At 68.0% G+C, this 19,907-nt stretch carries 19 protein-coding genes; 8 read left to right on the top strand and 11 right to left on the bottom strand.

Annotated elements, in window-relative coordinates:
* Positions 1 to 36: 36 nt before the first annotated feature.
* The 5 genes from GY812_04520 to GY812_04500 all read right to left on the bottom strand — a co-directional run bounded on the left by GY812_04520 (position 37) and on the right by GY812_04500 (position 4,589).
* A complete protein-coding gene (locus tag GY812_04520; protein ID MCP4434751.1) occupies positions 37 to 816 on the bottom strand; it encodes a TIGR01458 family HAD-type hydrolase in 780 nt (259 codons plus the stop codon).
* A gap of 33 nt (positions 817 to 849) precedes the next feature.
* Positions 850 to 1,830: a Gfo/Idh/MocA family oxidoreductase gene (locus tag GY812_04515; GenBank protein MCP4434750.1), complete on the bottom strand. Its 981-nt coding sequence runs from the start codon at positions 1,828 to 1,830 to the stop codon at positions 850 to 852.
* On the bottom strand, positions 1,827 to 2,645 hold the full coding sequence (locus GY812_04510; protein ID MCP4434749.1) for a phytanoyl-CoA dioxygenase family protein: 819 nt from the start codon (positions 2,643 to 2,645) through the stop codon (positions 1,827 to 1,829). Before GY812_04510 ends, GY812_04515 begins: the two co-directional genes overlap by 4 nt.
* A 25-nt stretch (positions 2,646 to 2,670) precedes the next feature.
* Complete coding sequence (locus tag GY812_04505; protein MCP4434748.1) at positions 2,671 to 3,684, bottom strand: hypothetical protein; 1,014 nt, start codon at positions 3,682 to 3,684, stop codon at positions 2,671 to 2,673.
* Between the two features lie 212 nt (positions 3,685 to 3,896).
* A complete protein-coding gene (locus GY812_04500; protein MCP4434747.1) occupies positions 3,897 to 4,589 on the bottom strand; it encodes a hypothetical protein in 693 nt (230 codons plus the stop codon).
* Between the two features lie 70 nt (positions 4,590 to 4,659).
* Between GY812_04500 and GY812_04495 the strand changes: the two genes are divergently transcribed.
* The 3 genes from GY812_04495 to GY812_04485 are packed head-to-tail and all read left to right on the top strand — an operon-like array spanning position 4,660 to position 6,945.
* Positions 4,660 to 5,376 (top strand): sulfotransferase family protein, encoded by a 717-nt coding sequence (locus tag GY812_04495; GenBank protein MCP4434746.1) that lies wholly within the window; start codon positions 4,660 to 4,662, stop codon positions 5,374 to 5,376.
* A 58-nt stretch (positions 5,377 to 5,434) separates the two neighbouring features.
* The gene (locus GY812_04490) at positions 5,435 to 5,761 is read left to right on the top strand and encodes a multidrug efflux SMR transporter (GenBank protein ID MCP4434745.1); all 327 of its coding nucleotides are present in this window, start codon (positions 5,435 to 5,437) and stop codon (positions 5,759 to 5,761) included.
* Positions 5,762 to 5,775: 14 nt separating this feature from the next.
* Complete coding sequence (locus GY812_04485; GenBank protein ID MCP4434744.1) at positions 5,776 to 6,945, top strand: acyl-CoA dehydrogenase; 1,170 nt, start codon at positions 5,776 to 5,778, stop codon at positions 6,943 to 6,945.
* A gap of 145 nt (positions 6,946 to 7,090) precedes the next feature.
* On the opposite strand, the gene GY812_04480 is transcribed toward GY812_04485, so the two are convergent.
* The 5 genes from GY812_04480 to GY812_04460 all read right to left on the bottom strand — a co-directional run bounded on the left by GY812_04480 (position 7,091) and on the right by GY812_04460 (position 12,053).
* Positions 7,091 to 8,809 carry an acyl--CoA ligase gene (locus GY812_04480; protein ID MCP4434743.1) on the bottom strand — a complete coding sequence of 573 codons (1,719 nt, stop codon included), beginning with the start codon at positions 8,807 to 8,809 and terminating at the stop codon, positions 7,091 to 7,093.
* Between the two features lie 57 nt (positions 8,810 to 8,866).
* Positions 8,867 to 9,922, bottom strand: coding sequence for a Rieske 2Fe-2S domain-containing protein (locus GY812_04475; protein ID MCP4434742.1), 1,056 nt, complete (start codon positions 9,920 to 9,922; stop codon positions 8,867 to 8,869).
* Positions 9,923 to 9,997: 75 nt separating this feature from the next.
* Positions 9,998 to 10,474: a PaaI family thioesterase gene (locus GY812_04470; GenBank protein ID MCP4434741.1), complete on the bottom strand. Its 477-nt coding sequence runs from the start codon at positions 10,472 to 10,474 to the stop codon at positions 9,998 to 10,000.
* A gap of 24 nt (positions 10,475 to 10,498) precedes the next feature.
* A complete protein-coding gene (locus tag GY812_04465; GenBank protein MCP4434740.1) occupies positions 10,499 to 11,269 on the bottom strand; it encodes an acetoacetate decarboxylase family protein in 771 nt (256 codons plus the stop codon).
* Between the two features lie 97 nt (positions 11,270 to 11,366).
* Positions 11,367 to 12,053 (bottom strand): TetR family transcriptional regulator, encoded by a 687-nt coding sequence (locus GY812_04460; GenBank protein MCP4434739.1) that lies wholly within the window; start codon positions 12,051 to 12,053, stop codon positions 11,367 to 11,369.
* Between the two features lie 196 nt (positions 12,054 to 12,249).
* On the opposite strand from GY812_04460, the gene GY812_04455 reads away from it, so the two are divergent.
* The 5 genes from GY812_04455 to GY812_04435 are packed head-to-tail and all read left to right on the top strand — an operon-like array spanning position 12,250 to position 18,978.
* A complete protein-coding gene (locus GY812_04455; GenBank protein MCP4434738.1) occupies positions 12,250 to 13,545 on the top strand; it encodes an amidohydrolase in 1,296 nt (431 codons plus the stop codon).
* Entirely contained in the window at positions 13,545 to 14,447 is a 903-nt protein-coding gene (locus GY812_04450) for an SDR family NAD(P)-dependent oxidoreductase (GenBank protein ID MCP4434737.1), read from the top strand. Before GY812_04455 ends, GY812_04450 begins: the two co-directional genes overlap by 1 nt.
* Positions 14,448 to 14,455: 8 nt before the next feature.
* Complete coding sequence (locus GY812_04445; protein ID MCP4434736.1) at positions 14,456 to 15,622, top strand: amidohydrolase; 1,167 nt, start codon at positions 14,456 to 14,458, stop codon at positions 15,620 to 15,622.
* Between the two features lie 37 nt (positions 15,623 to 15,659).
* On the top strand, positions 15,660 to 17,375 hold the full coding sequence (locus tag GY812_04440; protein MCP4434735.1) for an amidohydrolase family protein: 1,716 nt from the start codon (positions 15,660 to 15,662) through the stop codon (positions 17,373 to 17,375).
* A gap of 13 nt (positions 17,376 to 17,388) precedes the next feature.
* Entirely contained in the window at positions 17,389 to 18,978 is a 1,590-nt protein-coding gene (locus GY812_04435; protein ID MCP4434734.1) for an AMP-binding protein, read from the top strand.
* Position 18,979: 1 nt separating this feature from the next.
* Here GY812_04435 and GY812_04430 read toward each other — a convergent pair whose 3' ends face one another.
* Entirely contained in the window at positions 18,980 to 19,882 is a 903-nt protein-coding gene (locus GY812_04430) for a ribokinase (GenBank protein MCP4434733.1), read from the bottom strand.
* Positions 19,883 to 19,907 lie beyond the last annotated feature (25 nt).

Below are 19,907 nucleotides of genomic sequence, written 5' to 3'. Positions count from 1 at the left end.
AGGCTACCGATACGGCTGTCGTACCAACGCGACCCGTCAGGCAACTCCGAGCAGGTCGGGGACGCCGGCCAGGGATTCGACCAGGTGGTCCGGTGGCGGAGCACCGGCGAGCTGGGCCGGCCGGAACTTGCCGGTGTGCACGAGCACGCCGGTGATCCCGACCTGCTGGGCTGCCAGTACGTCGCTGTGCAGGTCGTCTCCGACCATCACCGCCTCGGCGGGTACCACCCCCATCGACTCGCACGCGCTCACGAACAGTTCCGGAGCCGGCTTGCCGACCACGACTGCCTGGTTGCCGGCCGCGAAGCCGAGCATCTCGGCGTATGCACCTGCGTCCAGGCAGACTCCGGAAGCCGTGCTCCAGATCACGGAGCCATGCATCGCCACGAGCGCTGCCCCGTTCTGCAGTGCGCGAAGGGCCGCATTCAGGTGCTCCCAGGTGAACGAGTGCCCGCCCGACCCGATCACGACAACGTCGGCGAGCCTCCAGTCGTCCGGGTCAACGGTCGAGATCCCGGTCAGATCCGCCATGGATCCGTCGTTGAGCACGAGGCATCGCGCCCCCGGATGGTCACGCCTGACCAGGTTCGCGGTGGCCACACCAGCGGTGATCAGGTCACCGGCTTCGAGATCCACACCGATGCCACGCAGCATCTCCACGATCTCGGCTGCGCCGAGCGAGGTGGTGTTGGTGACGAAACGCAGCGGCATGCCGGCGGCGCGCAGACGGGCCAGGGCCGCGACGGACCCCTCTATGGGCTCCCACGACGTCACGACTACGCCGTCGATGTCCACCAGCAAGCCTCGGCACTTCACCCCACCAACGCTACGACCAGCCGGGCTTGCCGGCTATGACTCATCCGCGGGGAACCGCAAGCCGATTCGGTCGCGGATCCGATCCGCGGTGCGATGCACCGCCGCGCTCTCGTCCCAACTCATCACGGGCGACTCGAGGAGTCCCTCGGCGAGGCAGCGATGGACTTCGGGAATCTGGATTCCCAGACCGGGCAGGTCGAGATCGATTGCTCGGACCTCCCCGCCTGACTCGACCACCAGGCCCGGTGAGGCGTGCATCCGCGCCTGCAGTGTGATGCTGCCCTCGGTGCCTGAGATCCGCGCATCGGCGCCACCGTCGAGGTCAAGTGCCGCAGTCAGCACCGACACCTCACCGCCGGGGTGGTCCAGCAGTGCCGTCACGCGCCGGTCGAGCCCGGGCTCGGCCAGCACGCCCGCCGCGTCGACCCGGTCGGGTTCCCCGAACAGGAAGGCCGACAGGTTGATGGGATAGATGCCCACATCCATCAGTGCACCACCACCGCGGGCGGGGTCCCACAGCCGGTGTGTGGCGCGGGCCTCCGCAGCGATGTTGACGCTCAGATCGGCGCGCAGCTGCACCGCATCGCCGATGCGGCCCTGCCTCACGAGCTCGCGCGCCAACACCCAAGCGTCGGAGAACCGGGCCCACATCGCCTCCATCAGGAAGCGCCCCTCCAGGCGGGCGACGTCGGTCATGGATACGACCTGCGCCTCGGTCATAGCGAGGGGCTTCTCACAGAGCACGTTGTGCCCGGCGCGAAGCAGGCAGACCACCGTGTCGTGGTGCCCTTCCTGGGTGGTGGCCACGTAGACGACGTCGATCTCGTTGTCGCCGGCCAACGCTGCGTACGAGCCATGTGCCCGGTCGATGCCGTGCCGATCAGCGAAGTGCTGCGCACGTCCGGACGTACGGGAGGCCACCGCCACGACTTCGGCGTCACCGATCTGCGCGAGCTGACCGACCATCTTCGTTGCGATGCGGCCCGTGCCGCAGATTCCCCACCGCACCGTCACGGCCACACCACCGGGTTCAGTTCGCTCTGGATGAGCTCGCCGGGCTCGGCGCCACCGAGCCACAGCATGCGATCCAACTCGCGCGCTTCGGACAGGTCCGTCGCCACTCGTGCTCCGTCTGCGACGTAGATGACGGTCATCACGGTGCGCATCACTTCGCTCGGGTTCGCACCGGCCGAGTGGATCGTCCAGCCGGCGTGGAATGTCGCGTCACCCGCCCCCAGCGCGCCATGGGTGGCGGTGGGCAGCCCACGGGAGTCGACCAGCTCGGCGAACTCGGCGTCGGACTCGTCGCTGATGGCCCGACCCCGCAGGTCTCCCGCCAGGTGACTTCCCGATACGAACGTCATCGAGCCGACCTCGGAGGGCAGGTCGACCAGCGGCATCCACATCGTCACCGATCGGTCGGTGTCGAGCGGCCAGTAGTACTGGTCCTGGTGCCACGGCGTGGGTCCGCCACCTGGCTCCTTCAGCAAGGCCTGGTCGTGGTATATGCGAACCGCATCCACACCCAACAGTTGTGCGGCGACCGAGGCGAACCGTGGCGCCAGGCTGAACTGCGCGATGGCACTGTTGACCTTCCAGAGGTTGAGCGACTGGAGGAAGGCCTTTCCGTAGGTGTCACGTTCCTCGAGCGGCCGCTTGTCCCACGCAGCCTCCATGGCGACGCGTTCGATCAGGGGCCGCCACTGCTCGACCTCCGCCTCGGAGGCGAGCCCGGGCACCATGCAATGGCCATCTCGTCGGAACTCCTCGACCACCGCGTCGCGAACCGGATGGTTGCCATCCAGCAGCGGCGGTGCGGCACGTTCCATCGGGCGTACCGTAGTTGGGGGCGGCTCAGTCGGCGGTGGCCGGATGGTCGGGCGGGTCCATCAGCACCGTGTCGACCCCGGTTATGCCGTACTGGTGGCGCAGCTCTGTTACCTGACGCCCCGCGTTGTCCCAGAATTCCCATCCGGGACCCATGATGTCGACGTTGCACTCGAGGCCGCGGCGGACTCCGATCATCACCAGGTCCGGGTCGAGCTCACCGGTCTTCGGGACGTACCCCACCAGCCCGACGCCGAAGTCGATTCCGAGCTGGAAGTCCACGATGACCTCCATCATCAGCTCCCAGCCGAATTGGTCGCGCTTCATGCCGGCCTCGAAGCCGGCCACGTTGATCTCTCCGGCACCGTCGGTGTTGAACCCGCCGAGGATGTGACAGCAGTCGTGGGTGACCACTTCGTCGCCGAGGCTGTGCTTCTCGCCCGGCAACGAGAAGCCCCGGGCGCGGTAGAAGTCGAAGAAGGTCCGCCCGAGAGTGCCCTGCGGGTACTGCTCGAGCGGCAGGAACTTGGCTGTCATCTTGGGGTCGCCGACGTACTGGTGGATCTCGTCGAGGGTGCGCCGCACGATCCCGCGGGTGTCGCCCGGCATCTTCACGTCGGCCGCGGCGCGGCGGAAGTAGTCGATCAGCAAACGCTTGATGTGCCCCTCGCGCACCTTCTGCAGGTCCGCCAGCGTGTCCGGGTGCACACCCATCGCCTCCGCGTACTCCGCCACCCTCGCCGATTCCGCGTCGCTCACCGATGTGTCGGCGTATGGCATCAGCACGAGCATCTGGGCGGCGAAGAAGCGGTGGTCGTCATAAGCAAGGACCGCGGCGAGCTGCGCTGGCGAACCGGCGGGATGCGCCGACGGGTCGAAGTCGACGCCGAACAGGTGCTCGGCGGCAGACGCCACGAGGCGCTCGGCCGTGTCGGTCTCGTGGGAGTCCTGTGCGGCCACGTCACACATGGCCGCAAGGACCGCTGTGGATGCCTCGGTCGACCAACCCCCGAGGCCGCTGGAATGTGGGTCGTCACTCATGGCAACCACGCTACCGACGAGTGGCCGCGAGCCGGCTCAACCGGATTCGAGCCAGCGCAGCACCGCCAGCACCCGCCGGTTGGCATGGGACCCCTCATCGAGACCCAGCTTCGACATCACGTTGCCGTAGGGATATCCCCACCCCTGGGCGCGGCGCCGGCAATGCGGCCGCCGACATGGCGATGGCCGCCTTCCGCGACACGTGACCGGCGTCAGTCCGGGGTTGCCCGACCGACCGACAGATCATCGACCCGTGTCCTCGAGCCGAACACCACCAGTGAGTCACCGGCGCCGAGGTCGAGGTCCTCCGGGGGTTCGACGAGCAGACCCTTGCCCGATCGCCGTCGTACCCCCAGCAGCTTGAGCCCGGGGAGCGCTGCGTCCAGCCCGCGCAGGCTGCGCGGGCCCAGCTCCGGGTGCTCGGCAACACCCACCTCCGCCACTACGTAGCCATTCCCCACCTCGAACAGCTCCGTCGGTTCGGTTCCGATCGCAGGCATCAACCGCCGCTGTGCGTAGCGCTCGCCGATCCCCACGAAGAAGCGCGTGACCGGGCGCAGACTGAGCAGGACCAGCAGCACCACCAGCGAACCGAGGGTCACGACGAGGCGCTCGGTCGTGTCAGCCGGGCCCGGACCGATCAGGCCGATCAACACGGTCACGATCAGGGTCGGGGTGCCGAGGTTCCCGACGAGCATGGTGGTCGCGATTACACGTCGCCGCACGGTGTGGTTCACGACGTTCTCCGCTTCGACCGTCGTGAAACCGGCGCCGGTGAATGCCGAGCGCGCCTGGAACGCTGCGACCTCCGGAGGTAGCCCGGTTGCGATGAGGGCGCCCGTCGCCAGGCGGGTGAACAGCATCGAGATGACCGCGACGATTACGAATGTGGCGACTGCATACACGGTGGACCTCCCGATCGGCGGTGCTGCCAGTCAACCATCCGGCCGGGTGCCGGTCCCGTAGCGTGGGACCGTGGCACGCCATCGCATCATTGCGCTGTGGACGACCCCACGGTCACGCTCGACAGCCTTCGAGAGGATGATGATCGAGCGCGGCGACCACGAGGTGTTCGACGAACCGTTCTCCGCCCGCTACTACTTCTCGCCCGAGCGGCGCAGCGACCGCTTCGACGGGATCGAGCCGGGAGCCGGGCTCGAAGCGGTGCTGGCAGACCTACTGGCAGCGGCCGAGACGCGGCCCGTGTTCATCAAGGACATGGCGTACCACGTGACCGACGCGATCTCGGCCACCTTCCTCGGGCAGTTCACCAATTCCTACCTAGCCCGCGAGCCGCTGGCGGCCTTGTCGTCGCTGTGGCGCATGTGGCCTGACTTCACCGACGACGAGGCGGGCTACGAGGCACTCGGACGCGCGTTCGATGTCGTGCCCGGCCCCGTGATCGAGGCGGACGACCTCGCATCGGACCCGGCTGGGATCATCGAGGCTTGGTGCGAAGCGATCGGCCTCGGGTTCGACCCCGAGGCACTCACGTGGGAGCCGGGCATGGTGCCGCAGTGGGTGCACTGGCGCGACTGGTACAAGGGTGTGGCCGACAGTTCGGGCTTCCAGGCCCCCACCGACCTGCCCGAGGGGCCGCCCCCGCCGCCCGACCAACGGGTGCGGACCGCCGCCGCCGCAGCCCGGCCCGTCTATGACCGGCTAACCGGTCAGCGGGTGACCGCCACCTGACGTCACCGGGCCGGCGAAGAACCCGGCCCGCTGCGACGTGGCCGTTAGCGTCGCTCCCATGGCCTGGATCTACCTCGGCGTTGCGATCATCAGCGAAGTGATCGGTACGTCGTTGCTGAAGGAGAGCAACGGCTTCTCGGTGCTGTGGCCCTCGGTTATCTCGCTGGGCGCCTATGGCCTCTCGCTCTACATGCTGTCGCTGGCCGTGCAGACCCTCGAGCTCGGTATCGCCTACGCGATCTGGGCCGGAGTAGGAACTGCCCTGATCGTGCTGATCTCCTGGCTGGTGTTCCACCAGTCCTTGGACCCCGCAGCCGTTGTGGGCGTGCTGATGATCGTGGGCGGCGTGGTGGTCATCAACGTATTCTCCGAGCTTCAGGCCTGATTAGGTTCTCCCTCGTGGAGACATACGACAGCGGCGAGGCCATCAAGCGGGCTGGGAAGTTGGCACCGTTGCTGGCCGCCGAAGCCGCGGATGCGGAGACAAGCCGCACCGTGACTCCGACGGTGATGGAAGCCGTCGAGGAGTCGGGGCTGTTCGGGATCGTCTCGCCGACGCGCTGGGGAGGCATGGGGCTCGACCTCAGGACCCTGGGCGAGGTCACGCGGACGCTTGCGCGCGGCTGCCCGGCCACGGCGTGGACCGTGTCGTTCCTGATGTTGCACAACTGGTTCGTCACCCGGTTCCCGGAGCCGGCGCAGGCCGCGTTGTTCGCGGACCGCCCATTCACGTTCATTCCGGCGCCGCTCGCCCCCACGGGCAAGCTCACCCGCACCGACGGCGGCTACCGCCTCAAGGGCAGCTGGGACTGGGCCACGGGAGTGAACCACGGGGAATGGGTGATGGTGCACGCCGTGGATGAGGCATCACTGGCCGAGGGTGGGTTCGCGACCCGGTTCGCGATGTTGCCCATCGACTCGGTGACCGTCGAGGACGTGTGGTTCACCTCCGGCATGCGGGCCACCGGCAGCAACAGGGTCGTGGTCGACGGACTCGACGTGGCTGGCGAGTTCACGATCCCCGGCGACCGGATGCTCGACTGCGGGATCGGCGACGACCCGATGGACACGCTGCCGCTGATGGCGGTGCTCGGTCTCGTCGCATCCGCCTCTGCACTGGGCGCGGCGGAGGCAGCCGTGGAGATATTCTCGGCCCGCATGCGGGAGCGAGTGCTGGCCTACACCCTCCGCGACCGCCAGGCAGACCAGCCGGCGGCGAGGGTCAGGCTGTCGGCGGCGACTGCAGAGGTACGGTCCGCGGCCGCCTACTGGCGCTCCACGGTCGATGAACTCGAGGTTGCCGCATCTTCGGCGCAAGGCGCGACGATCGACCATCGCGGCGCCGCGAGGCTTGCGTCTGCCGCGGTGGTGGCCAGCTCCCGCTCGGCGATCTCCACGGTGTGCGAGGGCTCGGGAGCCAGCGTCTATTCGGAATCCTCACCGCTGCAGCGCATCCAGCGCGACGTCGAGGTGCTCAAGGGCCACGTCGTGTTCGACTGGGACCGCAGCGCGGAGCTGGCGGGGCGCATCATGCTCGGCATGGAGCTCGGCCCCGTCGACATGGTCTGAGCACGGCCGTTCAACGCACCGCCAGTGGCTGGTGCGGACCCGGACCACACGAGGTCCCACCATGGGTGCGGTGAGGGCGGACCCATGCGAACCAGGGACCGGGCCATGCGCCATTGGGTCAGCCAGCACCGACTGCGCCCGGGGCTCAGTACGAATCGAGGTCCTCGTCGCGCATCTGGCGCTTGAGCATCTTGCCCGAGGCGTTGCGCGGTAGCTCCTCGGTGGTGAAACGCATGCGCGACGGGATCTTGAACGCCGCCAGGTGCTCCGACAGCCAGGAGCGCAGCCCCGGACCGTCGAGCGACTCCCCTTCCTTGAGCCGGATGGTCGCGACCACCTCCTCGCCCAGCCGCTCGTGGGGCAGGCCGTACACGGCTGCCTCGTAGACGGCCGGGTGCTCGTAGACGGCTGCTTCCACCTCGGCGCAGTACACGTTCTCTCCGCCGCGCAGCACCATGTCCTTGGCACGATCCTCGATGTAGAGGAAGCCGTCGTCGTCGAGACGGCCCAGGTCGCCGGTGCGCAACCACCCGTCGACGATCGTCTCGGCCGTCGCCTCGGGCCGGTTCCAGTAGCCGCGGATCAGGTGCGGCCCACCCATCCAGATCTCACCGAGCTCACCGGCCGGCACCGCGCCGCCGTCGACATCGCGCACCTCGAGCGACAGGATCGGCGTCCCCCGACCAGTCGATGTGGGGTGCGCCAGGTAGTCATCCCCCGTGTTCTGAGGGCCGTAGGCATTGGTCTCGGTCATGCCGTAGCCGATCGTCGGCCCGCCGCTGGCGAAGCTGTCCTCGACGCGCCGCACCAGCTTCGGCGGGGCCGGCGCACCGCCCCCGCCGATCTTCTCGAGGCTCGAGGTGTCGTAGCGGGCGAACTCGGGACACTCCAGCAGGTCCCAGCTCTGCGTGGGCACACCCACGAACTGCGTGACCTGCTCGCGCTCGATGAGCTCCAGTGCGCGCTGGGGCTCCCAGCGGTGCATCATCACGAGCCTGTAGCCGCCGAGGAACGATCCGAGCATCACGGGCACACATCCGGTCACGTGGAACAGCGGCACCACGAGGATGAACACCGGCGGACGCCGCTTCGGGCGGTCTGCACCGTCATCGGTTGCGGCCGGGGTCGAGGCCTTCCGCGCGATCTCGGCCATCGCACGGCAGCTGAACCCGGCCAGCGCCTGCATGATCGCCCCGCTGGACGACACCGCTCCCTTGGGGTGCCCTGTGGTTCCGGAGGTGTAGAGGATCGTGGCGTCCATGTCGCTTGTCAGGTCGACCTCCGGCATCGGCGCGCCATCGTCGAGAGCATCGGACCAGGCGACGACACCGTCGGGCAGCGCGCCACAGCGCACTCCCAGCAGTGTGATACCCCGGTCGGCACAAGCAGCGGCTGCGCGCTCGACCCGCTGTTCATCCGCGATCACCACCTTGGGCGCGGCGTCGTCAAGGGCGTACTCGATCTCCTCGGTCACCCACCACGCGTTGAACGACACCGAGACCGCACCGATCGAGGTGACCGCGGCGAATGACACAACCCACTCGGGCAGGTTGCGCATGGCGATCGCCACGCGGTCACCCGGCTCCACCCCGAACCTCTCGACCAGGCCGGAAGCAAGCGCATCGACGCGGGCGAAGGTCTCATCGAAGCTCCACCGTTCGTCCTCGTAGACGAGGAAGGTCTTGTCTCCATGGCCACGGGCGAGGTCGAACAGCGCCTTGAGGGTATGCGGAGCGTTCACGAACCCCGGCATCTCGCGCCCCGCCACTTCCATCGGGCCGACCTCGAAGAGCTGGCCCGGCGCCGTCACCTGCGCGAGTGCCTCCTCGTAGCTGATCTGACCCGGGGATGGTTCTGCTGCCATGAGGCCCAGCACTGTATTGCGCGTCGCCGCCACGGCGCCGCAGTTGGTCGGGTCGGCTCAGTTGCCCTCGTAGAACTGGGCGTACCACTTGCGGAACTTGTGCACCGGACCGTCGCCCTTGACCAGGACCGGCTGGTCGCGGAACACCTTGTCGCGCCAGATGGGCACATCCGCGGTCACCCCGTAGGACCCGGTCACGCCGTCCACGATGTCGTCGGCCACCGATTCCATCGCAGAGGGCAGGTAGAACTGCCAGAGCAGCCGCACGTGGCGTCGGTCGATCGGGGTTGTGGCCGTGAGAACCGTCATCAGGTCGGGCACCCGCAGGTATGCGATGCCCGGGCCATAGGTCCACCGGGTGAAGGGCATCAGGCCCTCCTCGTCGAACACCTCGACCACCTTGGAGAACGGACCGTCTGTGGTGAACTTCGAGGTCGAGTCATCCAGGGCGGCGCGCCGGTGCACGAAGTGGAAGTGCGTGTAGTCGACGTTGTTCTCCGCCATGTCCTGCAGCGCCGAGTGGAACTCGGTTTCGAAGATGTGCGGCTCGCCGTAGTCGGCGTCGTCGAGCTCCGGGATCTCCGGCACCTCGTAGTTGGGCTCCGCCCCACCTGCGTGGTACCAGAACAGGATCATCCCGTTGATCTCGCGTGACGGGTAGCTCTTCACGCAGGCCTTGGAAGGGATCCGCGAGTCGCTGTAGGGGATCTCGACGCACCGGCCGGACCCCTCGAACTGCCAACCGTGGTAGGGGCAGGCGATCGTGTCGCCCTTGATCTCGCCCCCGCCGAGGTGGGCGCCGAGGTGCGGGCAGTGTGCGTCGAGCACGCTGACCTCTCCGTTGTCGGCGCCGCGGAACACCACGAGCTCCCGGGCGCACGCGATCGCCGACAGCGCCTCACCGGGTTCGATCTCCGACGATCCGGCCAGCGCGTACCAGCCGTTGGGTACCGGTGGCGGCTCGGGCCGGTTCTCGACCTCGTAGGGCAGCTCCTCGATCGCCAGCGGCAATCCACGGGTGCGCGAGGCGCGCCGGTCGATGAGCGGGTCATCGAGGCGCTGCGGGATCACGTCCTCGTAGCGTGTCGGTGGCTTCGGATCTGTGTCGGTCATCGTTCCCCCTGTCGAATCCGTACCGTACGGCGGATTCCTCTCGTTTCCCATACTGCGGATGTCACAGCACCCTGCCTACAACTCCGGGTCGCCGGGCTCGACCACGATGTCGGGCGACAGCGGCCTGCGCACCGGCACCTTCATCATGGAGAAGTCGGCGACCGCTATCACGTGGTCCTCGCCGTCGTCGTTGGTGCCGCCAATCACCTTGCACTCCACGACGATCAGCTGGCTGCCGATCTTCACCACCTCGGAGCGCGCCACGACCTTCTCGGCTTTGGGCCGGCCCAGGTAGCGGACATGCATGTCGGCGGTGACCAGTGACTCCTTCATCGGGTCGAAGCCGCTGAACTGGGCAGCCGCGAGTGCACAGGAGAGGTCGACGAGGGTGGCGATCGCGCCACCGTGCAGGTTGCCGGTGAACCCGAAGGCCTCCCGGCGCACCGGCATGGACACGTCGGCGGTGCGCTCCCCGAACTCCGGGCGCTCGAACTCGAGCCCGAGCATCTCGTGCAGCGGGATCGGATCGATGATCTCCGGCTCGTCGGCCATCTGCGGTCTCCCCGGATCCGGCCGTCAGGGCCTCGCGGGCGGCGCGCCGCGCTCGCCGAGGAACCGCGACCCGCCGATGGTGTCGGCATAGGGCCAGAAGGCGTCGGGGTCGAGCGGCTCGTCGAGCGTGATCTCGCGGGCGGTGTGCTGGGTGGTCACCAGCTCGGCGGTTGCCTCGCCCTTGATGGGCAGCAGCTCGGCCTGCGGGTCCCAAGGGCTGTGGTGCAGGGCGAAGTCGCCATCGAGGGTCTCGACGTACTTCGCGATGCCGGCGGTGCGAACCCTCACGACGTGGGGCGGGAAGTCGTACTGCTTCTCCGCGCCCCCGACGGCGCGGGATACCTTGATCCACCACTCGTTGTCCTCGACCTCCTGGCCGTCGACGTCGCGCTCGCCCGACACGGTGCCCTCGTAGGTGGCGAACGTGTAGCCCTGGTGCGTGGCGCGGGCCTGGACCTTGTCGCCGAGCCGGAAGTACTTGATGGAGCAGGGGAACTTGGGCTGGCCGTTGGTCTCTCGGCTGCCGAAGATGGCCGCTTCCTGGTCGATGCCGATGCCGAGGCTGTACTGACCGTCCAGTCCGCCCCAGGTGGCCGGCACCTTGGTGCTGATGCCGAACTCGGGCTCGCCGAGCACGGGCACGCAGTAGATGCCGATCTGCACGATCGGATCGCCGTGCGGCGTCATGCCAGGTGGCAGCAGATCCGCGATGCGGTCCATGTCGGTCGGGTACTTGATGACGAGCTTGGGTATGCCCATCACCTCACCCGGGCGTGTCATCGGTGCATCTGTCATGTTCATTCCCCCTGGTACTTCCGCCGGGCTGCACCCGGCGGCGTTGGTTGTCCGTCCTCCCGGACCCTTCGTCGTCTCTCCCGAGATCTCTTCGTTGTCAGTCGCCCGGCACCAGCCCGGCGACCACCGCTGCGAGTGTCATCTCGCAGACCGGCTCCAGGTCGCCCGGATTGGCCATCGCCGAGGTCGACTCGGCGCTCACGCGGTCGTCGCTGACCTTGGCCCAAAGCGCAGTGGCCCGCAGGTCTTCGGGCACGCGGTCATCGGAGCGCCACGCCCCGATCAGGAACCCGGCGATGCACATCAGTATCGAGCGCATGGCGTCACGGGCTGCGTGGCCGCGCAGGCCGGCCGCTTCCAGTTCGGCCAGCAGTGCCACCTCGAGTGGCAGCTCCAACAAGGTGGTGGCGCCGACCTGGCTCGCGAGGGCGGTGACGTTGCGGTGTTCGAGCGCGTTGCGCCAGATGTTGGTGGCCGCGGAGGTGACCCGTTGCTGCGCGGTGTCGCCGGTCACTTCGGCATCGGCCAGGCGGTCGGCCATCTTGCCGATCAGCGCCAGCACCAACTCATCGCGGTTTCCGATGTGCCAGTAGATCGTGGTGGTGGTGACGCCGAGGTCGGATGCCAGTCGCCGCATCGTGAGGGCGTCGCCGCCGTCGGATTCCACGATGGCCAGCGCCGCCTCCACGACATCGTCGGCTCCCAGCCCCGCATGGGTGGTCTTCGCCCGGTCTGCACTGCTCGTGGCTGTGCCGGTGTCGGTGGGTGCTGCTGGTGCTGTCATCTGTGAAATGGGCGTATCTGTCACGACCAGGCAAACAGGGGGTTGATCCCGCCGCCGTTCTCTGTAACGGTGTGCAAGTCTTGCACGGTGTACAAGAGTGTGCAAGGGTCTTGAACAGCGTTATAGAGACTAGATCGCTCGACCCGCCCACCGGCGCCATCGGGCAACAGGCATCCAGATCCAAACGGGGGAAGCAATGCCGAATCCGACCGAGGGCGTCGACACGTCCAACAAGCCCTACGTGATCGTGTCGTCCGACACCCACGCCGGACTCCAGGTGGAGGAATACCGCGACCACCTCGAGTCGAAGTTCCATCCCCAGTTCGACGAGTGGGTGGTGCAACGCCACGACCACCGTCGTCTGATGGAAGAGACCAACGGCGAGTACGTCGAGAAGTGGGAGAGCGCCAACGCCGAGGGCCTCCAGGGCGCGTACGACCCCGAGATCCGCGACAAGGAACTCGATGCCGACGGGATCGCAGGCGAGGTGATCTTCGCCGACGGCGATGCCGTCACAGGCCAGGAGTCACCGCCGTTCGGAGCCGGGCTTGCGGCCGGGCAGATCAAGAACCCCGACCTTGCGTTCGCCGGCGCCCGTGCGCACAACCGCTGGCTCGTGGACTTCTGCGCCACCAACCCGCCCCGCCGCGCCGGCGTGGCTCTCGTGCCGATCATGCACTCGGTCGAGGAGTCCATCAAGGAAGTCGAGTGGCTCGCCGGCAAGCCCGGCATCAAGGGGATCATGATCCCGACGCTGTGGCACGGAAACCCGTCCTACGGCCACCCCATGTACGACCCGATCTGGGCCGCGTGCGCCGAGGCCGGCCTCGTCGTGCACACCCACTCCGGCGAGGGCGACTGGGACTCCTACAACGACAACCTCGCCCAGTTCGTGCTCGAGGTGCCGTTCTGGACCCACCGCACGCTGTGGCAGCTGCTGCTGTCGGGGAAGTTCGACAAGTTCCCCGACCTCAAGTACGTGCCGGTCGAGTGTGGCTCCTACTGGTTGGGCGACCTGCTCTGGAAGGCCGACACCAGCTTCGGCGCCAACCCCAAGGTCAAGAAGCTCAACGCCCTCACCAAGGGCATCATCAAGCGGCTGCCCTCTGAGTACATCGGCACCAACGTGTTCATCGGCGCCTCCACCATGAGCAAGGAAGAACTGCGCCGCCGCTGGGTCAACGGCATCGATGCCCTCATGTGGGGCACCGACTACCCGCACCCCGAAGGCTCCTGGCCCCACACCAAGGAGCGCCTCGAGACCGACTTCCAACAGATCTCCATCGAGGACACCCGCCTGATGCTCGGGCTCAACGCAGTCGAGTGCTACGACCTCGACCTGCCCGCGCTGGAGGGGATCGCCGAGAAGGTCGGCCCCACACCCGAGCAGCTCAACCAGGACCCCGACCTGCGCACACCGCCCAACGCGATCCGCGAGGCGCGCTGGTGGTTCGACGACTACGGGATCCCCTGGCCCGGAGACAGCGCCTGATGAGCGAATCAGTTCCCTCCCCCATCGACCCCTCGGGCGCGGTGGCCGTGGTCACGGGCGGCGCCAGCGGCATGGGTTACTCGATCGCCACAGCCCTGCTGAAGCGCGGCGCCACCGTGGTGATCGCCGACATCGAGCAGTCCGCACTCGATTCGACCGTGGCCGAGCTCTCCGAGCTGGGCAAGGTCGAAGGTGTGCGCACCGACGTGTCCGATGAGGCGTCGACGGCGGCTCTCGCCGAGCATGTCTTCTCCAACCACGGCCGCTGCAACCTGCTGTTCCTCAACGCCGGGGTCACCTCCGGTGGCGGCGGGTTGCCATGGCAGCAGGAACCGAATGACTGGCGCTGGTGCTTCGGCGTGAACGTGTTCGGCGTGGCCATCGGCGTGAGCGAGTTCGTGCCACGCATGATCGAGTCCGGCGAGCCCGGCCAGGTGATCATGACCTCCTCCGGCGACGGCGGGTTCGCACCCGTGGCCACCGCATCGGTGTATGCGGCGTCCAAGGCCGCTGTGTCGTGCTTCACCGAGGCACTCCAGCTCAACCTCGCCAAGGAAGGCGTCCCGATCAACGCGTCGGTGTTCTATCCCTCCGGCGGGCTGATGGACACCGGCCTCTACACGGCCTCGCGCAACCGCCCCGACGAGTTGCAGCGCAAGGGCGAGGGCACCGGCCGCAAGTCGTTCACCTTCGAGGAGCTGAAGGACCGCATCGCCTCGGCGACCGGCCACGAGCCCAAGGTGGCCGACATGCCGGCGCTCGGCGAGTTCGCAGTCGACGGCGCGATCGAGCGGAGGTTCATCATCGCCCATGACCTCGACGACACAGCCGAGCTGCTGCACCGCCGTGCTGACGCCATCGAACGCTCCGAGCTTCCACCGGCGCACAAGATCGGGATCTGAGGGGGACCATGACCGCCACTGAAACGCGCGCTCCTGCGCTGGAGCCGGCAGAGCTCGGCTACGGGTATGTCTCGGCCGACTCGCACGTGACCGAGCCGCCCGACTGCTACGCCAACTACATCGACCCCGCGTTCCGTGACCGTGCTCCGCACATCGTGCACGACGACAAGCGCGGCGACCTGTACGTGATCCCGGGCATGGACGCCATGTCGGTGCCGATGGGCCTGGTGGCAGCAGCCGGCGAGGAGTCATCGGAGATGACCTTCAGCGGCCGCGACTTCGAGGACTGGCACCGCTCGGGCTGGGATCCGTCGACCCGACTCGCCGACCAGGCCCGCGACGGCGTGGTCGCCGAGATCCTCTACGCCACCGTCGGCATGCCGTTGTGCGGCCACGAGGACCTGGAGTACCGACGGGCATGCATGGAGGCATACAACCGCTGGCTCGCCGACTACTGCTCGTTCGCCCCCGACCGACTCTTCGGTTGCGGGCAGGCTGCGGTCGCGGATGCCGAAGGTGGGGCCGAGGAACTCGAGGCCATCGGCGAGGCCGGCCACGTGGGCGTGATGATGTCAGGCATGCCCGGCACGGCCGACTACGACGACCCGTCCTATGACCGCCTGTGGGCCAAGGCGGTCGAACTCGACCTGCCGCTGTGCTTCCACATCCTCACCAACAAGTCCTACTCGGGGCACCGCGGGCCGAAGATCAACGCGCTGCTCAACGTGGTGCGGTCCGTGCAGGACATCATCGGGATGCTCATCTTCTCGGGCGTGTTCGAACGCTTCCCCGACCTCAAGGTGGTGGGCGTGGAGTCCGACGCCGGCTGGGCGCCGCACTACGCCTACCGGATGGACCACATCTACAAGCGGCACCGTTTCTGGAACAAGACCCAGGAGCTCTCGAAGCTCCCCTCGGAGTACTTCCGCGACAACATCAAGCTGACCTTCCAGGACGACTGGACCGCCTTTTCGATGCTGGACCTGATCGACGAGAACCAGTTGATGTGGGCCAACGACTTCCCGCACTCCGACTCGACCTGGCCGCTGTCCAAGGAACTACTGGGCGAGCACACCGCCAAGCTGACCGGGCACCAGATGCGGCGCATCCTGCGCGACAACTGCGTGGAGCTCTACGGCCTCGACGTGCCGTTGCAGCCGGCCGACGTCTCCTGAGCGGCGGGCCCACGGGGGACGCAATGGGCAGACAGCCATGAGCGAACAGTTCGACATGCTGATCCGCGGGGGCACCGTGGTCGATGGCACCGGCGCACCCGGCTACGCCGCGGACGTGGCAATCCGCGATGCACGGGTGGCTGCGATCGGCGAGGACCTCGACGGCACGGCCACCGAGGAGATCGACGCCACTGGCAGGGTCGTGTGCCCGGGGTTCGTCGACATCCACACTCACTACGACGCGCAGGCGATGTGGGACAACCGCTTCACCTGCTCGCCCTGGCACGGGGTGACCACCGCGATCGTGGGCAACTGTGGGTTCGGAATCGCACCCATGCGGCCCGAGAACCGCAACACTGCGATGCGCACGCTCGAGAAGGTCGAGGGCATGTCGTTCGAGGCGCTGTCGGCCGGGCTCGGCGAGCAGTGGCCGTTCGTGACCTTCCCGGAGTACCTCGACGCGCTCGAATCCGGAGGCACCGCCATCAACGTGGCTGCGCTCGTCGGCCACACACCCCTGCGCCTCTGGGTGATGGGCGCCGACTCCACCGAGCGCACCGCCAACGAGGCCGAAGTGGCCGAGATGGCGGACCTCGCCCGGGAAGCGGTGCAGGCCGGGGCAATCGGGTTCAGCACCTCTGTTGCTGCCACCCACCACGGCCACGGCGGCAAGCCGGTGCCGAGTCGGCTCGCCGACTTCGACGAGGTCGACGCGCTCGTGGGGGCGGTGTCAGGCGAGGGTGCCCGGTTCCTGCAGGCAGCGATGGGCCGGGGCTTGTTCAATGAGGAGTTCGAAGACTTGGCCAGGCGTCACGACATCACGATCACATGGACGGCGCTGCTGGCCGGGATGACCGGCAAGGGCAAGCACCACGGCTACCTCGAGACCGCAGCGGCCCAGCAGGCAGACGGACTCCGCATCGTGCCGCAGGTGGCCTGCCGGCCGATCATGTTCGACTTTCGCTTCGACGAGCCGTACCCGTTCGAGCTGCTCGACTGCTTCGGAGAGGTTCGCAACGCCGACCGGGCCGCCAAGGCCGAGGCCTACGCCGATCCTGCGTTCCGGGAACGGTTCCGTGCCGAGTCGGCGCCCGATGCCAAGAACGTCAACGCCGGGTGGGCCAAGCGCGCACTGGTTTCGCGCCACGACCCCGACCCGTCGATCGAGGAGCGGGGGCTCGAGGAACTCGCCGCCGAGCGGGGTGTGGACCCCGAAGACCTGGCGCTCGACCTCGCCCTGGAGTCCGACCTCACCACGCGGTTCCGCTTCGCCTTCCTCAACCACGACCAGGAGGAAGTGCGCGACCTCATCCAGGACCCGCACACGGTGATCACGCTCTCCGACGCCGGCGCACACGCCGACCAGCTATGCGATGCCTGCTGGTCGACCCACCTGCTCGGCCACTGGGTGCGCGACGAGGGAGCGCTGCCGCTCGAGGCGGCCGTGCACGCACTCACCCAGCGGCCCGCCGAACTGGTCGGACTCGCAGACCGCGGCGTACTGGCCGAGGGGCGACCGGCCGACGTGGTGGTATTCGATCCAGAAACGGTGGGCCACAAGCCGCTGCGACGCGTCGCCGACCTTCCCGGCGGGGCGGAGCGCCTGCTGGCCGACCCGGTCGGCGTGGATGCCGTGATCGTCAACGGCACCATGCTGCGGGACTCCGAGGGCGACCGCATTCCCGAGGGCGGGGACCTGCCCGGCAGGCTGCTCCGTGGTGGCACCGCCAGGCATGCCAACGGCGCCGGCTGAGAACGGACGAACTATGGCCGACACGCCCGGGGTCCGAATGCCGACGCTGGAGGAGCGCACCGAGGCCGCAGGTGTCGGCATGTCGGTTGCGCTCTGGGCTCAGGTGATCGGCGACGAGCCGGCAGTCACCTCCCCCGGAGGCGACCGTACGTTCGCAGAGCTGAACGCGAACGCCAATGCGATGGTGCGAGTCCTTCGGGCCCGCGGTGTGGAGCCGGGCGACTCGGTGGCGATCATGTGCCGCAACCGCGTCGAGATGGTGGAGGCCGTGCAGGGATGCTTGCGCGGTGGCCTGCGCTGGACTCCGGTCAACTGGCACCTGACCCCCGCGGAGGCGGCGCACATCGTGGGCGACTGCGGCGCCACCGCACTGATCGCGGACGCCGCACTGGGAGACCTGCCTGTCGAAACGGCGGCCCGGTGCGACACGTTGAGGGCACGCATCGCCATCGGCACCGACGACACATCTCCGCCCGCTGGATTCGAACCCTGGGAGGACCTGCTCGCCGGCCAGCCGGGTGACGACATCGAGGACCCTTCCGCGGGCACGCGGATGCTCTACACATCGGGCACCACCGGGTTCCCCAAGGGCGTGGTGAGGCCCACCAACTACTCGACGGGACTGAAGGCCATCACCGACGCCCCGAAGTACGCTGCCGGCACCGGCCAGCGCAACCTTTGCACCGGACCGTTGCACCACGGTGGTCCGATGAGCTTCAGCCTGCTCGCCCCGCTGGCTTCGGGAGTAGGGGTCGTGCTGATGGACCGCTGGGACGCCTCCGAGGCGCTGCGGCTGATCGAGCGGCACCGCATCACCCACACGCACATGGTGCCCACGATGTTCCACCGCTTGCTCCAACTGCCCGATGCGGAGCGGGCTGCAGCCGATGTGTCATCGCTCACCTATGTGCTGCACGGGGCCGCCCCCTGCCCGCCTGCCACCAAGGCAGCCATGCTGGACTGGTTCGGCCCGGTGATCTGGGAGTACTACGCCGCCACCGAAGGCGCCGCTGCCTCGATAGGTCCCAAGGAATGGCTGGAGCACCCGGGCAGCGTCGGCCAGCCCCCGGCGGCCAACCACGTGCGCATCGCGGATGACGACGGTGTCGAGTGCGCGCCCGGCATCGCCGGTGAGATCCAGATCGTTCGGGTGGAAGGCGCCGACTTCGAGTACCTCAACGACCCCGACAAGACCGAGCGGGCGCGAAGGGGCGGGTACTTCACCGTCGGCGACATCGGCTACCTCGACGACGACGGCTGGCTGTTCGTCACCGACCGGTCGGATGACCTGATCCTGCGAGGCGGGGTAAACGTGTACCCCGCCGAGACCGAGGCCGTGCTGCTGACCCACCCGGCGGTGCGCGACGCGGCAGTCCTCGGAGTGGCCGACGAAGACCTCGGCGAGCGGGTGTTGGCAGTGGTCGAGCTGAATGATGCCGCCGGAGCCACGGCACCAGATGACCTCTTGGACGAACTGGCGGCGCACTGCGCCGAACACCTGGCTGGCTTCAAGTGCCCCTCGGAGATCCGGATGACCGAGTCACTCCCCCGCGGCGACAACGGCAAGCTCCACCGTCGCCAGGTCCGCGAACACCTCCGCTGAATCAGGCCAGGACCTCCGCGAGTGCTGGGATCGAGGGCATCGCCCCCTGGCGGCCGACAGCCAGGGCCGCTGCATGGTTGGCGATCCGCAGCGCACCCTCGAAGCCGTCGCCGACCTGGCGGCGGGCGAGGTAGTAGCCGATGAATGTGTCACCCGCCCCCGTCGTGTCCACCACTTCCACGCGTTCGGCCTCGACCCTGACCACCTCGGCGCCCTGCGCTGCGTACACACCGTCGGCGCCCACGGTCAGGATCACGGCGGCATGCGGATAGGCAGCAACGAGGTTCTCGAAGATCTCCTCGTTTGCCTCACCACCCACAAGGGCGGCGCCCTCGACCTCGTTGACCACGAGTGTGTCGACCAGCTCGAGTGGATAGTCCGCCACGGCCGGAGTCATCGGTGCGGGATTCAGACACACCGAGAGCCCGCGTTCATGGCCCGTTGCGATTGCGTGGCCGACGTGCGCCACCTCGTTCTGCAACAGCAACACATGGCCACCGGCACTCTCCTCGCCGGGCAACCGTTCGAACGCCGAATCCAGTGCGCTGTCCACGTCGCCCGGTGCGAACGCGCGGTTGGCGCCGCTGAAGAGCACGATCGAATTCTCGGCCGCGTCGTCAACCTGGATGATCGCCCGGCCGGTCGGCACATCGCCCAGCCGGATTCCGCTGGTGTCGACGCCGCGCGCCGACAACTCGTCGATGAGGAAGCGGCCGCCCTCAGCCACCTGACCGATGTGGGTCACTGACGCACTCGCCAGCGCGGCCGCGGCCGACTGGTTGGCTCCCTTTCCACCGGGGGCCACGTCGAACGTGGTTGCCGAGATGGTTTCGCCGGGGCGGACAAGGTGAGGCACGTGGTAGGTGTGGTCGACGTTGAGCGAGCCGTAGTTCAGAATCGCCATCGGCCCACCCAATCACACTCGAGCT

The organism is Actinomycetes bacterium, assembly GCA_024222295.1.
GTDB lineage: Bacteria > Actinomycetota > Acidimicrobiia > Acidimicrobiales > Microtrichaceae > JAAEPF01.
Note: the sequence above shows the minus strand (reverse complement) of the source record. Positions and strands in the feature narration are given on the sequence as shown.

What these genes read in the sequence shown, in the direction of transcription:
- GY812_04510 (MCP4434749.1), bottom strand. Translation starts at nt 2,645, where the DNA reads ATGGAACGTGCCGCACCGCCGCTGCTGGATGGCAACCATCCGGTTCGC.
- GY812_04505 (MCP4434748.1), bottom strand. Translation starts at nt 3,684, where the DNA reads ATGAGTGACGACCCACATTCCAGCGGCCTCGGGGGTTGGTCGACCGAG.
- GY812_04490 (MCP4434745.1), top strand. Translation starts at nt 5,435, where the DNA reads ATGGCCTGGATCTACCTCGGCGTTGCGATCATCAGCGAAGTGATCGGT.
- GY812_04480 (MCP4434743.1), bottom strand. Translation starts at nt 8,809, where the DNA reads ATGGCAGCAGAACCATCCCCGGGTCAGATCAGCTACGAGGAGGCACTC.
- GY812_04475 (MCP4434742.1), bottom strand. Translation starts at nt 9,922, where the DNA reads ATGACCGACACAGATCCGAAGCCACCGACACGCTACGAGGACGTGATC.
- GY812_04470 (MCP4434741.1), bottom strand. Translation starts at nt 10,474, where the DNA reads ATGGCCGACGAGCCGGAGATCATCGATCCGATCCCGCTGCACGAGATG.
- GY812_04465 (MCP4434740.1), bottom strand. Translation starts at nt 11,269, where the DNA reads ATGACAGATGCACCGATGACACGCCCGGGTGAGGTGATGGGCATACCC.
- GY812_04460 (MCP4434739.1), bottom strand. Translation starts at nt 12,053, where the DNA reads ATGACAGCACCAGCAGCACCCACCGACACCGGCACAGCCACGAGCAGT.
- GY812_04455 (MCP4434738.1), top strand. Translation starts at nt 12,250, where the DNA reads ATGCCGAATCCGACCGAGGGCGTCGACACGTCCAACAAGCCCTACGTG.
- GY812_04450 (MCP4434737.1), top strand. Translation starts at nt 13,545, where the DNA reads ATGAGCGAATCAGTTCCCTCCCCCATCGACCCCTCGGGCGCGGTGGCC.
- GY812_04445 (MCP4434736.1), top strand. Translation starts at nt 14,456, where the DNA reads ATGACCGCCACTGAAACGCGCGCTCCTGCGCTGGAGCCGGCAGAGCTC.
- GY812_04440 (MCP4434735.1), top strand. Translation starts at nt 15,660, where the DNA reads ATGAGCGAACAGTTCGACATGCTGATCCGCGGGGGCACCGTGGTCGAT.
- GY812_04435 (MCP4434734.1), top strand. Translation starts at nt 17,389, where the DNA reads ATGGCCGACACGCCCGGGGTCCGAATGCCGACGCTGGAGGAGCGCACC.
- GY812_04430 (MCP4434733.1), bottom strand. Translation starts at nt 19,882, where the DNA reads ATGGCGATTCTGAACTACGGCTCGCTCAACGTCGACCACACCTACCAC.